The sequence below is a fragment of the Butyricimonas sp. genome, from assembly GCF_019423355.1.
Classification (GTDB): domain Bacteria; phylum Bacteroidota; class Bacteroidia; order Bacteroidales; family Marinifilaceae; genus Butyricimonas; species Butyricimonas faecihominis.
The window spans coordinates 57,774-72,468 of record NZ_JAHZBP010000011.1; the positions used below are offsets into that span (position 1 = coordinate 57,774).

The 14,695-nt window shown below is 43.1% G+C and carries 11 protein-coding genes and 1 tRNA gene; 10 read left to right on the top strand and 2 right to left on the bottom strand.

Annotated elements, in window-relative coordinates:
* The first annotated feature begins 679 nt into the window (after window positions 1–679).
* Both QVC79_RS14475 and QVC79_RS14480 read left to right on the top strand, forming a co-directional pair.
* Window positions 680–1,315, top strand: coding sequence for a hypothetical protein (locus QVC79_RS14475; RefSeq protein ID WP_270593223.1), 636 nt, complete (start codon window positions 680–682; stop codon window positions 1,313–1,315).
* Window positions 1,316–1,356: 41 nt separating this feature from the next.
* Window positions 1,357–2,007, top strand: a complete 651-nt coding sequence (locus QVC79_RS14480; RefSeq protein WP_270593222.1) for a hypothetical protein — start codon at window positions 1,357–1,359, stop codon at window positions 2,005–2,007.
* Between the two features lie 252 nt (window positions 2,008–2,259).
* On the opposite strand, the gene QVC79_RS14485 is transcribed toward QVC79_RS14480, so the two are convergent.
* Together QVC79_RS14485 and QVC79_RS14490 are read right to left on the bottom strand one after the other, a co-directional pair.
* Window positions 2,260–3,480, bottom strand: coding sequence for a site-specific integrase (locus QVC79_RS14485; protein ID WP_270593221.1), 1,221 nt, complete (start codon window positions 3,478–3,480; stop codon window positions 2,260–2,262).
* 256 nt (window positions 3,481–3,736) lie between these two features.
* Window positions 3,737–3,809 (bottom strand) — tRNA-Arg (locus QVC79_RS14490).
* Between the two features lie 186 nt (window positions 3,810–3,995).
* Here QVC79_RS14490 and QVC79_RS14495 point away from each other — a divergent pair.
* From QVC79_RS14495 to QVC79_RS14530, 8 genes are all read left to right on the top strand, one after another.
* Window positions 3,996–4,784: a M48 family metallopeptidase gene (locus tag QVC79_RS14495; RefSeq protein WP_124318033.1), complete on the top strand. Its 789-nt coding sequence runs from the start codon at window positions 3,996–3,998 to the stop codon at window positions 4,782–4,784.
* A 323-nt stretch (window positions 4,785–5,107) separates the two neighbouring features.
* A complete protein-coding gene (locus tag QVC79_RS14500; RefSeq protein WP_270593220.1) occupies window positions 5,108–7,879 on the top strand; it encodes a TonB-dependent receptor in 2,772 nt (923 codons plus the stop codon).
* An 18-nt stretch (window positions 7,880–7,897) separates the two neighbouring features.
* Window positions 7,898–9,097, top strand: coding sequence for a DUF4876 domain-containing protein (locus QVC79_RS14505; protein ID WP_151411775.1), 1,200 nt, complete (start codon window positions 7,898–7,900; stop codon window positions 9,095–9,097).
* Between the two features lie 24 nt (window positions 9,098–9,121).
* Entirely contained in the window at window positions 9,122–10,330 is a 1,209-nt protein-coding gene (locus QVC79_RS14510) for a DUF4876 domain-containing protein (protein WP_270593219.1), read from the top strand.
* A gap of 19 nt (window positions 10,331–10,349) precedes the next feature.
* Window positions 10,350–11,870, top strand: coding sequence for a DUF6850 family outer membrane beta-barrel protein (locus QVC79_RS14515; protein ID WP_270593218.1), 1,521 nt, complete (start codon window positions 10,350–10,352; stop codon window positions 11,868–11,870).
* A gap of 19 nt (window positions 11,871–11,889) precedes the next feature.
* The gene (locus QVC79_RS14520; protein ID WP_124316912.1) at window positions 11,890–12,774 is read left to right on the top strand and encodes an ABC transporter ATP-binding protein; all 885 of its coding nucleotides are present in this window, start codon (window positions 11,890–11,892) and stop codon (window positions 12,772–12,774) included.
* A gap of 20 nt (window positions 12,775–12,794) precedes the next feature.
* Window positions 12,795–13,463, top strand: a complete 669-nt coding sequence (locus QVC79_RS14525; protein ID WP_124316913.1) for a hypothetical protein — start codon at window positions 12,795–12,797, stop codon at window positions 13,461–13,463.
* Window positions 13,464–13,483: 20 nt separating this feature from the next.
* Window positions 13,484–14,686 carry a DUF4857 domain-containing protein gene (locus QVC79_RS14530; RefSeq protein WP_270593217.1) on the top strand — a complete coding sequence of 401 codons (1,203 nt, stop codon included), beginning with the start codon at window positions 13,484–13,486 and terminating at the stop codon, window positions 14,684–14,686.
* Window positions 14,687–14,695: the final 9 nt, after the last annotated feature.

Consider the following 14,695-nt stretch of genomic DNA (forward strand, 5'->3'; position numbering starts at 1 on the left):
GCATTTTTCTAAAGAACTCGGTTACTTCTAAGTTACTCTTGTTAGCTTAAAAATTGTCATGATTTGGCAAACATTCTCTCATCACAAATATAGCGATTTTATTTAGAATCACGTGAAACTTGTTACATTATTTTTCACGAATCCACCGCTAACAAGTGTATGTCACGTTTAGAACGAAGGTTATTTTCTTTACCTGAATAAACACGGTTATCATGAATCGGAAAAGAATCAATAACTGATTTTGTATTATTCATGACTATTTTCATTTAAAGATTTACGACTTCGGAGTAAATGATCCCGGCTGTTAGCCGGGCAAGGTTTTTTGTCGGACAAATGAATGCTTGTCGGACAAAAACACACCTTGCTAATTGCTCGTGCAATTAGATACTCTCTTGTTACTTGAATTATTTTTCGGGAATTATTGAATCAATATTTTTTTCAATGATTCCCGAAAAATAACGAGTTGTTAAAAATTAATTGTACATTTGTTACGTCTTACATAATCCAAAGGCGGGGAAACCTGCCATTACGTGACAGGCATTTTTTATGCCCGTTATCTTCATACGGCGGTTTCGTACCCCCGTAGAGAGTGTTAATGCACTCTCACACGCCTTTGGAGTGTAAGACAACGGGACAGGCGGAACCGTCTTTTTTTCTGCCTTCACTAATACAGCACATCATGGATGATTTGACACGTGTGAACACCGTTGTTGAAGGGGATTATTCAAGGAAGAGTTATTGTATCGTTACAGGAGATCAGCTAATGTGTGGTTTATCAAGACAACAACTTGAAAACCTGCAACTCAGGATGAAAGTATTCCGGGAGAAAGAAAAGGTAGCACGCAAGAGGATGAAAGAAACTCGCGGTGATTTTTGGTTTTCCATAGAAATGGACATGAATCTTGACGAGACGTGTGATGATCTGCAAACACGCTATTGTGTCTTTTCCTCTGCCGGGAAAATTCAATGCATCACTTACTCCCAAATAAAGGCTCTTTCCGATACCCTTCAAGCGTTTTTAAAGGATAACACGAGGCGGTTACGTCTTCAACGTATTGATAATTCAACATGCGTACACGAGGAACGAGAAAATTTTCTGGTAAAGATCATGGAAGATGGATTAACGAACGAGCGCGAAAAATTAATTGATGATAACATCGATGTTTCAAAGAGTATCAATCATGGTTGCTGGGATGATAAGCCTACATTTTATTATACTTTATATGTAAACGGACAATGCTCGGGTAGGTTCTCTCCCACCGAATTCGAGGAATTTGAAAAAAAACTTGCTGTTTTTTTACAGGAGAACAAGTAATTAATCTAAAATCTTAGTCACGATAATAAACACTAATTACCATGAAAAGTGATGTCATTTCTACTCTAGCCCCTGCACGAGATAATTCCGTGCAGAGTTACTATTTAAAACTTGGGAAAGAAACAATTCACGGGTTATCTCGCGAGGATATTGAATCTCTTCACGAGGCGATAGATGATTTTCTTGATAGGGAGGATGAAATTTCCTTGGCGAGCGAGGATTTGTCTTCTGATTTGGGACAGTATTCCGTGATTCGGAAAACAACAACCTTTGATGATGGAATTTTTAACACGGATTACAGTGCATCTGGCTTGTGGGTGGAAATACAATGCACCCCTTCCTGGGTAATACTTGACTTGTTCATGTCTCTTCTCTCGTTTTTAAATCAAGTAGAGAAAATGGATATACAATGCTCGATCCCGGGGATAAAACCACGAAAAATTAAACCATTACCATTAAAGAAGAGCAAGCACGATGTCTTGTTGCTGGAAGAAAATGACGCGCAAAAGAAAATAGAGACGATAAAAGAAATACCGATGATTTTAAAAAGCGAAACGTTGACAAAAATAAACGTGGCTCCCAAAGTTGAATATGACGTGGTAATTAATGATCAAGGTTTGAGCGGTTTGTCTCGCGAGCAAGTCATGGAAATCCAAGGTGTGATCGATCGATTTTTAGAAAACATGGTGTAGCCAAACGCAGCAACGTTGGTTCTCGTACGCGGGTGGAGAAATTGTTAAAATGACGGGAAATAACTTTTCACAAGTTATTCTCGGGATTTTAATGATTTCGAGGGTAACCCGGGAAGTTTCGGAGCCCCTCGATCCGGCTCAAAAAATCTTCCCGGGTAGGTGTTGCAAAAAGTATTCGTTTGCCGTGATCACTCGTGTATTATCATCCCGAATATTTTATTCAATAATTTGCAAAATAACGGGTATCTCATCCTAAATGTGATCATTAAAAATATCAAGTTTCCCGCCAAGTTCTTGCATTTTCGCGCTAACAGTTTCTTTCAACACGTGAGCGTATATTTGTGTCGTTTGAATATTCGTGTGTCCTAACAGTTTTGAAACAACCTCGATCGGGATTCCCCGGTTCAGGGTTATTGTCGTGGCGAACGTGTGCCTTGCGGTGTGAAATGTTAGTTTTTTGCTTATCCCGCATAAATCTGCAATCTCTTTCAAGTAAGCGTTTATTTTCTGGTTACTCGGTATATTGAAAAGTCTCCCCTCCTTTCCCTCGCCTTTATACTTTTGAATGATTCTAGACGGGATAGTTAAAAGCGGGACATCCTCGCTCACGCCCGTCTTATTCCTGTTCGTGTTGATCCATTGTTTCCCGTCTAAAAATTTCACGACATCCGTTTCTTTCAAATCTTTAATATCCGCGTGTGAATAACCCGTGAAAACAGAAAAGATGTAGAAGTCTCGAACTCTTTCAAGTCTTTCAATCGTGAAAGTCTTCTCCATTAGCCGAATTATTTCGTCATCAGTTAGAATCTCCCGCCTTTTTTTCTCGAATTTAAATTTGAAATTAACGAAAGGATCGCTTGTCATTAACGAGTTCGCTCTCGCGTCGTTAATCACCGTTTTTAGGCGTTGCACGTATTTTAAAGCGTTGTTGTTTTCACTGTTGTACTTTTCACGTATAAAAAGATAGAATTTTTTCACGAGTGAATAATTGATTTCTTCGAGTGGCAAATCTGGCGTCCCGTACGTTTCTTTTATGAATATACAGGCACGATCTCGTGTTACACGATAACGTCCGAGTGTTCTCGCCGCCAGATCGATATTAACTCGTGATTCCATATCGACAAGAAATTTATCGAAATGCTGTAAAAGTGTGGCTTGTTTCTTCTGTTCTACTTGACCTAGCACGCTACTTTTCAAGTAATCCACGCTAACGAATCCTTTTTCACGAGCGATCTCGTTATAATGTTGTAATATTTTACTTTTTAACGTGGTCAAGACGTTGTTAATTTCATTGCTTTTCGCGGTACGTCCCTTGGCTTGTTGATTCTTTTGATCCCATGATTTTTCTTCAATTTTTAATCGCGTACTGAATTGTGTTCGACGCGAGTTTATTGAAATTCTCGTGAAGATCAACTTTTCGATTTCTTTAGACTCTTTTTTCAGGTAAAACAGAACTGTAAACGTGTTTCTCATAGCAACATAATTTGACTTAAATGTAATTTAATTATTTGTTAGAGAGAATTTTGCACGCTGCCAATTCGGGACATTTCCCTGCCAAAAGTAACCTAGTTACCGGATAATAGATCGGGTTACTTTTAATTTACTTTGCCACGTGCTATATTGGCAAAGTCAAGGTTTATCTTGTCGTTTTATTAAAAAGAAAAAACCTTGTATATCATGAGATTTACAAGGTTTGGCATTTTTTCATTGCCATTTTATGACATTTTCGTGAACTCGGCGGGAGTCGAACCCACAACCTCTTGGGCCGTAACCAAGTGCTCTATCCATTAAGCTACGAGTCCTTTTCATTTGAGCGATGCAAAGGTAATATAATTTTCTTCACTTGCTCACTTCTCGCAAGAATATTTTTAAATAATTCTTTCCCGTTAAAGATACAAGGGAAATGTTTATTTTTGTACTTCATATTACAAACATACAACGACAATAAGGAAATATTTAATAATCAAACATTAAAATTCACTACAACGATGAGAAAACTATTCATGTGCGTATTATTACTTGCCGGAACCTTAACTTTACAAGCGCAAATAAAAATCGGCAAAATGAAAATCGACACGAAAAAAGCTATTCAAGCCGGGAAGGATGCGGCCGGAGCGATCACTCTTTCCGACGAGGACATTGCTAACATGAGCCAAGAATACATACAATGGATGGACACTCATAATAAAGTGGCGGCACCAGATAGTGAATTAGGTAAACGTTTGGCCAAGATCACGGCAAACTTCCCCGAAATTGAAGGGCTGAAACTGAATTTTGCTATATATGAAGTTGTCGATGTCAACGCTTTTGCCTGCGGGGACGGGAGCATCCGTATCTTTGCCGGATTAATGGAGTTAATGACTGATGACGAGGTGCTGGCTGTTATCGGTCATGAGATCGGACACGTGGTACACCAAGACACCAAACACGCCATGAAAAATGCTTACCTCCGTTCGGCTGCCAAGAACGTGGCAGGTGCGGTAAGCGAGACTGCATCCAAATTGACCGATTCCCAACTGGGAGCGTTGGCAGAGGCTTTCATGGGGGCACAATTCTCACAAAAGCAAGAATTCGCCGCTGATGATTACGCTTTTGATTTTTGCCTTCAACAAAAGGTTGATCCCTACGCCATGTCAAAAGCATTGACAAAACTGGTAGAACTCTCCAATACCGGGGGTGAAAAAGCCTCTCGCATACAACAGATGTTTTCTACCCACCCGGATAGCGAGGCTCGTGCAGCAAGATTAAAAGAAAGAGCCGATAAATTACAGAAATAAAATACTAGAAAGTCATTGGGTTTATAAACCTTATAAACAAAAGAATGAGGGTGACTAAAAAGTCCTGTTTGTATTTACAACTACCCCCTCCAACTACCCCTTACACAGGGGGAGAGCTGATTACCAAGCGGTTTCTCCCCCTGAGTAAGGGGGAGTTAGTGGGGGTAGTTGTTTAAAATGGACTTTGGGGTCAGCCCCATTCTTTTTTTATCCCCATAAACGGGGACACCTCTCCCCCAAAAGCACCCCCAATATCCTTATTTTTGGTGATGGATTCATATTATCCTACCCTATAACTTTGCATCGACAAAAAGAAGTAAGTGATGAAATGCAGATTTGGGATTATCGAGATTCTTTGTTTATTGGGTTACCTATCTATCGCGCTACCGATTCAAGCGCAAAGTCAAACACAATTTCACCTGCAAGGGAATATAAAAGACGCCAAGACGAACGAATTACTGGAATTCGCAACCGTATTATTAAAAAATGATTCCGTGCAACTTCACGCGATCAGTGATACGAAAGGAAGTTTCAGCATAAAAAACGTTCCAACCGGGACCTACTCTCTTAGCATCTCTTTTATCGGATATACCCCGATACATCAATCCCTGTCCATCCACCGGGATACGACAATTGCAATCGCCTTGCAACCGGACAATATCACGCTAAAAGACATTATTGTCACCGCATCCGAATCCAGAGGCCTTACAACCTCTTCCAAGATTAACCGCAAGGCCATGGAACTCCTGCAACCGTCAAGTTTCACGGATATTCTGGCATTACTGCCGGGCGGAAGAACGAAAGATCCCGCCCTCGGTGGTGTAAACCAAGCCCGTTTGCGGGAAGTTGGTGTTTCCAGCGACGATTACGATATTTCATCATTAGGTACCGCTTTTCTTGTCAACGGGGTACCAATCAACACGGATGCCAACATGCAACACGTGCTGGGAGCCAGTCAAAGCGATCACGATTACTACCGGAACAGCACGGGCAAAGGGGTTGATATGCGTATGGTGTCAACTGATTTCATCGAAAGCGTGGAAGTGATCCGGGGAATTCCTTCCGTTGAATACGGTGAACTGACCAGCGGAGTAATCAAAATCCAACGAAAAGCGGGAGCCCATCCGTGGGAAGCCCGCATAAAATCAGACCCCGAAAGTAAACTCGTGTACCTAGGTAAAGGATTCGCGACAAACAAAGGATGGATATTCAACTTCGGGTTCGATTACTTGGATGCAGAGATCGATCCCCGCAACAATCTGGAAAACTACAAACGTCTCTCCGCAACCACCCACGTGGCACGGGTGTGGAAAACAAACGCCCGGTCATTATCATGGGATTTGGACTTGGACTACGGGCAATCCATTGATGATGAGAAAAGCGATCCGGACATCAGCTATAAAAAGATAGACAAATACAAATCCAGCTACCACCGGATGTCCGTGTCAAACACGCTGAACTGGGTATTCACCCAATCCCGGCACTGGCAATACGTCAACTTAACCGCCGCCGTGGACTACTCGCTCAACAAAATCAAACAGACTAAATTTATCTCGCTGGATAAAGACACCCCCATTCCCGACAACACGGAAGAAGGCGAACACGACGGGATTTTTCTCCCGTATCGCTATACGGCACATTTAAAAGTGGACGGCAAACCCATCAATGCTTACGTGAAGACGATGAGTGAATTTCACTTCGATCTTTTCAACACCACGAATAAATTGAAAGCGGGAGTTGAATGGCGAATGAGTAAAAACCTAGGGGAAGGTCAGGTGTACGACCTGACACGGCCTCTTTATCCCTCGACCTCCTATCGCCCCAGACCGTATGACGAGATTCCGGCAGATCACCTGTTATCGTTTTTCATCGAGGACCGGATTGATATTCCTGTCGACCGACATCGGCTGATCGTGGCCGGGGGTATACGTGCCTTCTCCCCGCTCAACTTGGATGCGGAGTACCGGATGCAGGGTAAAATATACTTTGATCCCCGGGTAAACGCACAATGGAAATTCCCGACCCTGTTTCTCTTCGACCGACAATTAAACATCCAACTTGTCGGCGGGATCGGCTGGCAAAGGAAAATGCCCGTGATGTCACAACTCTACCCGGAGAAGATCTATTACGACCTGACCCAATTGAACTATTATCACACGAACGCTGACTTCCGGCGTTTAAACATGATGACCTACATTATTGACCCGACGAATTACGATCTGGAACCCGCCCGTAACAAGAAATGGGAAGTACGTCTGGATTTCGATTATGACAAACACCTGTTCTCCGTGAATTATTTCTACGAGAAAATGACTGACGGTTTCAGAACAACCAATTACTACCGGTCTTTCCAGTATAAAAAATATGACACCTCAACCATTGACCACACCTCATTACAGGGGCCACCGGAATTAAGTGACCTGACTTACACGAACGACACGGTGATCAGCACGTACGGGAGAAACACGAACGGTAGCATGATTATCAAAAAAGGAGTTGAATTTCAATACTCGTCCAACCGTATCGAATCCATACACACCCGTCTCACGGTTACCGGGGCATGGTTCAAATCGACCTACCACAACAGCCAGCCGGTGTACAGGAAACCTAGCGTGATATTGAATGGGAAAGAATTAAAATACATCGGGTTATATCTGGACGATGACGGGTATATTCGGGAACAATTCAACACGAACTTCATGTTCGACACGTACCTGCAAAAGCTCGGACTGAATTTCGCCACTTCGGTACAATGCATGTGGTTTACCGCACAGAAGAGCATGAGAAAGAACGGGGTACCGATCAAGTACGTGGACATCAAAGGCGAAGAACACGATTACACGGCAGCCGATCAAACCGACATGGAACGCCAGCATCTGGTAGTGAACTACAACGAGGCCGCTTTCAAACGGACAACGGTTCCCGTATCCATCAACATCAATTTCTCGGCAACCAAGTATTTCAATCAAAAGATAGGACTCTCCCTGTTCGTAAACAACATACTGGACTACAATCCCAGCTACGAGGCCAACGGGGCGAAAATCAGAAGGAAAGCAGTCCCCTATTTCGGCATGGAATTGAACATCAAATTATAACACCAATATATCATAAATATGAAAAACAATTTTATCATTTTCTGTTCGCTGATCGTGACGATCTTTAGCGTGCTGTCTTGTACGGACGATAACAAAACGGTTAATACAACCGAATTTACATTAAACACAACACTTCCGGAAGGATTTGAAGAACCTAGTATATCCAATATGGTAGTAAAGTTCACCAACGTGAATACCGGACGAGTGACAAATAACACGACGTTCGAGAATAATCAAATCCACGTAACCCTTCCGGAAGGAATGTATCATATCAGCATGGAAGGTTTTATTCAATACAAGCGAGAGGGAGAAAGCCATGAAGGACTAATCCGGGGATACGAAGAATCTGTCAACATATCGGGAACGACCGCTTCTTTAGCAACCGAATTATTCATTAGCCAGACGTCTTCCGACTTCATTATCGCCGAGATATTTTTCACGGGAACGGTGACGGAAGAAGGACAACAATACAATGGAGACAAATACATTAAAATCTACAATAACACGGATAAGGTGCTGTATGCCGACGGATTATCTATTCTAGAATCAGCATTCCTAACCACAGACAAGCAAGACTACACGCCAGACATCATGAGAGAGGCTATGGCCGTAAACTCTATTCTTACCATTCCGGGAAATGGAACCGAACACCCGGTTAATCCCGGAGAATATATTATCATTGCAGATAACGGGATAAATCATCAAGCTCAAAACTCAAACTCCATCGATTTAAGTAAAGCGGATTTCGAAATCTTCTATGAAGATAGTGACGATATTGATAACCACGAAGTTCCCAACATACTGACCCCGTACGGCAAATTTGTATTCCACAATCGCGGTTTCAATAGTTACGCGATAGCTCGACTGGGAGATATCGAAAAGTTTTTACAAGACTATACTTATGATTACGAGTGGATGTTTGTCTTTGAAGAATACCAGATTCCCTGCGAGGAAAGTTGTTACAAAGTACCGAACGAAATGATTGTAGACGCTGTCAATTTAAGTGTCAAATCAGAATTCCAATGGATTGTAACCTCGCCCACGATAGATATGGGCTGGACCTACTGCGGGGTTATTGACGGGGATGAAAACCGATATGGAAAGAGCGTTCTCCGGAAAACTTTCACGACCACGGAAGACGGAAGGGAAATTCTGCAAGACACCAACAATTCAACCGAGGATTTTACCCCGGAAGCTACACCATCTTTGAAGAAATAAACACTTTATAAAAACAAAAACAACATGATCAACAAAATTTCTTACGTATTAGTATTTATGTTATTCATCTGTGCAGGATTTATTGCCTGCACGGATGATGACAAAGTAAAAATCACAGAGTTTACTTTAACACTCACAGAACCGGAAGACTTGAATGTAACAAGCATATCCGACCTACACGTCACGTTCAAGAACGTGAACACCGGAAAACAGACAACAAACACGATGACCGGAACCACAGGGAAAATCACGCTCAACGAAGGCCTTTACAATATCACCGTAGAGGGGAAAATGAATTATATCGTTGACGAGAAAACCGTTGAAGGGCAAGTAAAAGGATATAAAGAATCCGTGAATCTTGTCGGAACAACAAGCGCTGATAATATTAAATTATTCCTTTTCAACTCGAAAGCGGATTTTGTTATTGAAGAGGTCTATTTCGCCGGAAGTACGACACCGGAAGGAAAACAATATCTTGCAGATCAATATATTAAAATATACAACAATTCCGATTCCGTTTTATATGCAGACGGACTTGTTATTCTAGAATCCGCTTTTAAAACCTCCCAAAAATACGACTACACACCGGACATCATGTCACGAGCAATGGCTGTTCAATGCGTGTACGCCATTCCCGGAAACGGAAAAGACTATCCGGTACAACCCGGAAAATCTCTTTTGATTTGTGATAAAGCAATAGATCACAGAGAAGCAAACAGCAATTCTTTCGACCTAAGTAATGCAGACTTCGAATGGTTCGATGACAATGACAAAAATCCAGATATAGATAATCCCCAAGTGACCAACCTTGACAAAATCTATAGCTATACAAAAACGACATGGAGTCTGCACAATCAAGGACTTTGCGCTTATGCTATTGCCCGGTTACAAGTGGATAAAAATACTTTTTTAACAGATTACACATACAAGGCTACATATATTAACGTTATAGGAGAATCCCAAGACAAGAATGCTTATCAAGTCCCCAACGCATGGATCATCGATGCGGTCAACATAAGTAACAAAGCACAATATGCTTGGAATGTAGTTGACGCATCCCTCGACATGGGATTCACCTACTGCGGGGAAGTCGCAAGCGACAAAAACCGATACAACAAAAGTGTCCGCCGGAAAGTACTTTCCACCACTCCTGACGGACGCAAGATACTGAAAGACACAAATAACTCCACGGAAGACTTTGAGGCCAAGGCCACTCCGTCTTTAAAACAATAATTATTAAACCGACAAAATCATGACTTTTCGTTTCATTCTGATTTTTAGTCTTCTTTTCCAGACCTTCGAGGCATGGGCACAGGATAGTATTCCGGCAAACACCCGCGCACGGATTTACTTCTCCCCGACGGAGAGTTTCGTGTCGCAAATCTATGATAACCCGGCTATAAATTACTATGCTCACACGTTCTCCATATCGGAACTACAAATCGGTTGGGAACAACAGAATGCAAACAAGGCATTTTTGCCCCAATTAGGCTCGGAAGTTAGTAATTTTTCCTTCCACGCATTTTCTTACATGCCATTAGGAGAAAACAGCAAGACATGGGGAAACGCCTATTTTAAAAAAGGGAAAAGGGAAAAAGTAGAATGGAACGAAACGTCCGATTATTTGATGGTATATCCTTACGTGGTTGCGGACTCGGTCGGTGGGGACATGGACTTTGAAGAATATTATTTTGCTGGGGGATACGCGCAGGAACATAAACGTTTCACTTGGGGGATATATGCCAATTACCGGGCCCTTATCGAGTACCGGAAGATCGATCCCCGCCCCAGAAACATCGTCTCGGACCTGAAAGCCTCCATCGGCATATCGGCCAAGTTGAACACGCTATACTCCATGGGAATCGCCTTCCATGCCGGAAAATACAAGCAAACCAACGACGTAAAGTTTTATAGCGAACTGGGTTCCGCCATTACCTATAATCTCAGTGGTCTGGGCATGGACTACGTCCGGTTTCGCAGAGGGGCCACTTCCCTCTTCTACGACGGTCATCGCTACGGGGCAAGCATTGAAATTTTCCCCCGCGACAAACAAGGTTTCTCCGGCTCCTTCGGGTATGAAAGATTCTCTTTCGAAAAGATTATTTCAGACCTGAACGACCTACCCTTGAACACGTTGAATCAGGACGAGATGAAAGCCGAAATCGCTTACACTTCTTTCCGGAACAAGCACCAGTGGGGAGTCCGGACACGGGCAACCTACCAAGATCGTCAAGGGATTGAATCCCTTATCGGAAGTGCCACGACCAACGTGTACGAAAAAACGGGCGAGGCCGAACAACTATCCGTGAAAAAAGCAGATATTTCCGTTTCGGGAGTATACGGGCAAACCAAGGGAGACCGTTTTACATGGTACCTGTCACCAAGAGCCGGGTTCAACTCGTTCAAGATGGAATATCTTGACCCTGCCCGCCTCATGAAAGTAAACTATTTATCCGGTGGGATGAACTTCTTTGCCGCAACCGGCTACAAAAAGCACTCTTTCCAGTTCGTTCTGGACGGGGTGTATCGTAAGAATTCAACCGCCGATTTGCAGCTCACGGAAATCGACCAAGAGCAAATCGCCCTAGCCGCGGTTTACAAGGCTTACGACAATCTCTCCGCGGACAACTGGACCACGAATATAGAACTCCGCTGGAATTATTCCCTGCCTAAAAACAGGGGTATCTTTATCAAATTAAACTGGCAACATGACTCCTGCCAAAACGACTTGCACCGGGAAACCCTGCAAGCACATTGCGGCATTGTTTTTTAAACCATAATATCTTTTATACATGGAAAAAGTAATCAAGTGTAAAAATATAACGCACTATTACGGAGAAAAATTAATTTACGAGAACCTGAACTTCGAAGTAGAAAAAGGTAAAGTACTCGGGTTACTCGGAAAAAACGGAACGGGAAAAACCACCATCATTAACATATTGAACGGTTATTTAAAACCCTGTTCCGGAGAGTGTTACCTTCTCGGCGAGAACATGAATCACCTCACTCCCGCCACAAAAGCCAAGATCGGCTTATTACTGGAAGGTCACGTGCAACACACCTATTTCACGATCGAGCAAATCGAAAAGTATTACCGGGCTTTTTTCCCGAACTGGAAACGAGACGCGTTCTACGGTTTGATGGAAAAACTAAAAGTTGTTCCTCATCAGAAAATCAATCATATGTCATGCGGTCAGCGTTCTCAAGTCGCCCTTGGGTTACTATTTGCCCAAGACCCGGAATTACTGATCCTAGACGATTTCTCCATGGGACTGGACCCCGGCTATCGCCGTCTGTTCGTGGAATACTTGCGAGATTTTGCCGCCGGAGGGGATAAAACGATATTCCTGACCTCCCACATCATCCAAGACATGGAATTGCTGATTGACGATTGTATGATTCTGGATTACGGGCGCTTGCTGATTCACAAACCGACCCGGGAAATCATGGAAAACTTCCACCGTTTCCGTTTCTCCTTGAACGAAGGTCAAGTTCCCACGGAACATGAAAAACTATGGAACACCGAAAAAAATAACGGTCAATGGATTACCTACTCATTCGAACCACTCGAAACCGTCCGGCAACTATTGGAATCAAAAGGTGTGCAAGTGGCAGATTTAAAGGAGGAAACTTTATCCCTTGAAGACGCTTTTATCGGGTTAACCGGAAAATATTAATCAAAAACAACACTAAAACGATGAACAAAGCACTACTATTCAAAGAATGGATTAAAACCCGTTGGATGTTTCTCCTGATGTTCGTGGTATTTATCCTCGCCATGGGCTACATTGCACTTCGCATTTCAAGTGCCGCCCGTAACGTGGGAATGCCACACTTGTGGGAAGTATTTATCCTAAAAAACGTGGTTTTGCTGGACCAGATAAAAGTCTTACCGCTACTTGCCGGGATCATCATGGGAATCACCCAGTTTATTCCGGAAATGACGAAGAAACGTTTCAAACTGACACTGCATCTCCCGCTTGGAGAGAACCGAATCGTGTTCCTGATGCTAAGTTACGGGATGGCGTGCCTGTTACTCCTTTTCACGGTCAGCTATGGTGGTTTCCTGTGGGGACTATCCGCGGATTTCCCGAGAGAAGTGGTCGGTGCATGGTTCGCCACGATACTCCCGCAAGTATTATGCGGTTTCGCATCCTATCTACTTACGGCGTGGATTATTCTGGAACCCGTGTGGAGCCAGCGAATCTATAATGCCGTGATCGGGTTATTGATCCTATCATTATTCATGGTACAAGGCGTACCGGGTAGCTACATTTACATGCTCCCCTTCCTGTTCGGGACACTCGTACTTTTAGCCCTATACCCCAAAATCTCCATTCGTCACTTTAAAGAAGGAATGCAGTAATATCATTAAATTTCAAGCAGATGAAAATAAAGATTCTATATATCGGATTATCCATTTTCCTATTATCATGGATTATCCCGTCACTCGTTCAATTAACCATGGATTCCTCTCCCCGGTACCCGTTCACCTATTACAGTTCTGTCATTAACCAATTCTGTTATTTGGATCAGGACAATGATAACGTGAGAGGAAAAGACATGAGCGGGAAAGTCTACTCGGACGCGGAATTCGACCGGGTGTTACCCATGTTCTACTATCGTCAGTTAGCCATGGAAAACGCCATCCCGGATTCCATCCAAGGGATTCCGGTTGACCGACAAACCATAGCCCGGAATAACTTTTTCTTCTGGTATAAACCCAAAGATAAAAATACCCCGGTCATAGAACTCTACCCCATGTTCGAATCCTGTTCGGGAAAAGTAGACCTTGAAAACCCCAGCGATATGTTCAGACTGAAAGAGAACATCGAATTCATCGACATGGCCACCAACCGGGCAGACGAACAGAAATCCACCCGTTTCCAGCAAGCAATGGAGAAGGCCGGTTTCACGTTCCCCGCGCTGTGGGTCACCGGGATTCCCACGAGCCAGAAATCATACGATGAAGGGTATTTCGCCTTGGATAGCGAGGGACATCTTTTCCATGTAAAAATGACAAACGGGAAACCTTTTGTCAAGGACACGAAGGCAAGTAACATCTCCTGTATGTTCCCGATGGAAATTGACAACCGGAGCCTGTACGGATTCCTGTTCGACACGAATCACACGCTTTACTATCTTTCCACGGACGGGTACCGCCTCGTGAAAGTGTTGGAAAACGTGAATCCCGATAAAGACCGGGTTTCCATCATGGCCAATATGTTCTACTGGACGGTAGCCAAGATTTCTTCGGACGGGGAACATACCTACGCCTTGGAGAATAAAAGTATGCGTCAAGTGGACAGCCTGTTCCGCCCGGCACCGGAATCCACGTGGGACAAAACACTACCTTACTTGTTCCCGTTCACGGTGACCTTTCAAGATAGCACGAACAGTTACATCTATCCCCGAGTTTCGGGTTATTATTTCCCGTCTCTTCTGTTGAATATTATACTGACAATAGTTACTTTTGTCGTGTATCGTAAAGAGAAATCATACGGGAAATACCTTGCCGGGATTATCACGTTATTCTCGGGATTTGCCGGATTTATTACCGTGTGCCTTTTTGCCAGAATAAGAAAATAACATTAAATA

Excerpts from the sequence above, each read along its gene's own strand:
- QVC79_RS14475 (WP_270593223.1), top strand. The coding sequence starts at position 680 with ATGGATGATTTGACACGTGTGAACACCGTTGTTGAAGGGGATTATTCA.
- QVC79_RS14480 (WP_270593222.1), top strand. The coding sequence starts at position 1,357 with ATGAAAAGTGATGTCATTTCTACTCTAGCCCCTGCACGAGATAATTCC.
- QVC79_RS14485 (WP_270593221.1), bottom strand. The coding sequence starts at position 3,480 with ATGAGAAACACGTTTACAGTTCTGTTTTACCTGAAAAAAGAGTCTAAA.
- QVC79_RS14495 (WP_124318033.1), top strand. The coding sequence starts at position 3,996 with ATGAGAAAACTATTCATGTGCGTATTATTACTTGCCGGAACCTTAACT.
- QVC79_RS14500 (WP_270593220.1), top strand. The coding sequence starts at position 5,108 with ATGAAATGCAGATTTGGGATTATCGAGATTCTTTGTTTATTGGGTTAC.
- QVC79_RS14505 (WP_151411775.1), top strand. The coding sequence starts at position 7,898 with ATGAAAAACAATTTTATCATTTTCTGTTCGCTGATCGTGACGATCTTT.
- QVC79_RS14510 (WP_270593219.1), top strand. The coding sequence starts at position 9,122 with ATGATCAACAAAATTTCTTACGTATTAGTATTTATGTTATTCATCTGT.
- QVC79_RS14515 (WP_270593218.1), top strand. The coding sequence starts at position 10,350 with ATGACTTTTCGTTTCATTCTGATTTTTAGTCTTCTTTTCCAGACCTTC.
- QVC79_RS14520 (WP_124316912.1), top strand. The coding sequence starts at position 11,890 with ATGGAAAAAGTAATCAAGTGTAAAAATATAACGCACTATTACGGAGAA.
- QVC79_RS14525 (WP_124316913.1), top strand. The coding sequence starts at position 12,795 with ATGAACAAAGCACTACTATTCAAAGAATGGATTAAAACCCGTTGGATG.
- QVC79_RS14530 (WP_270593217.1), top strand. The coding sequence starts at position 13,484 with ATGAAAATAAAGATTCTATATATCGGATTATCCATTTTCCTATTATCA.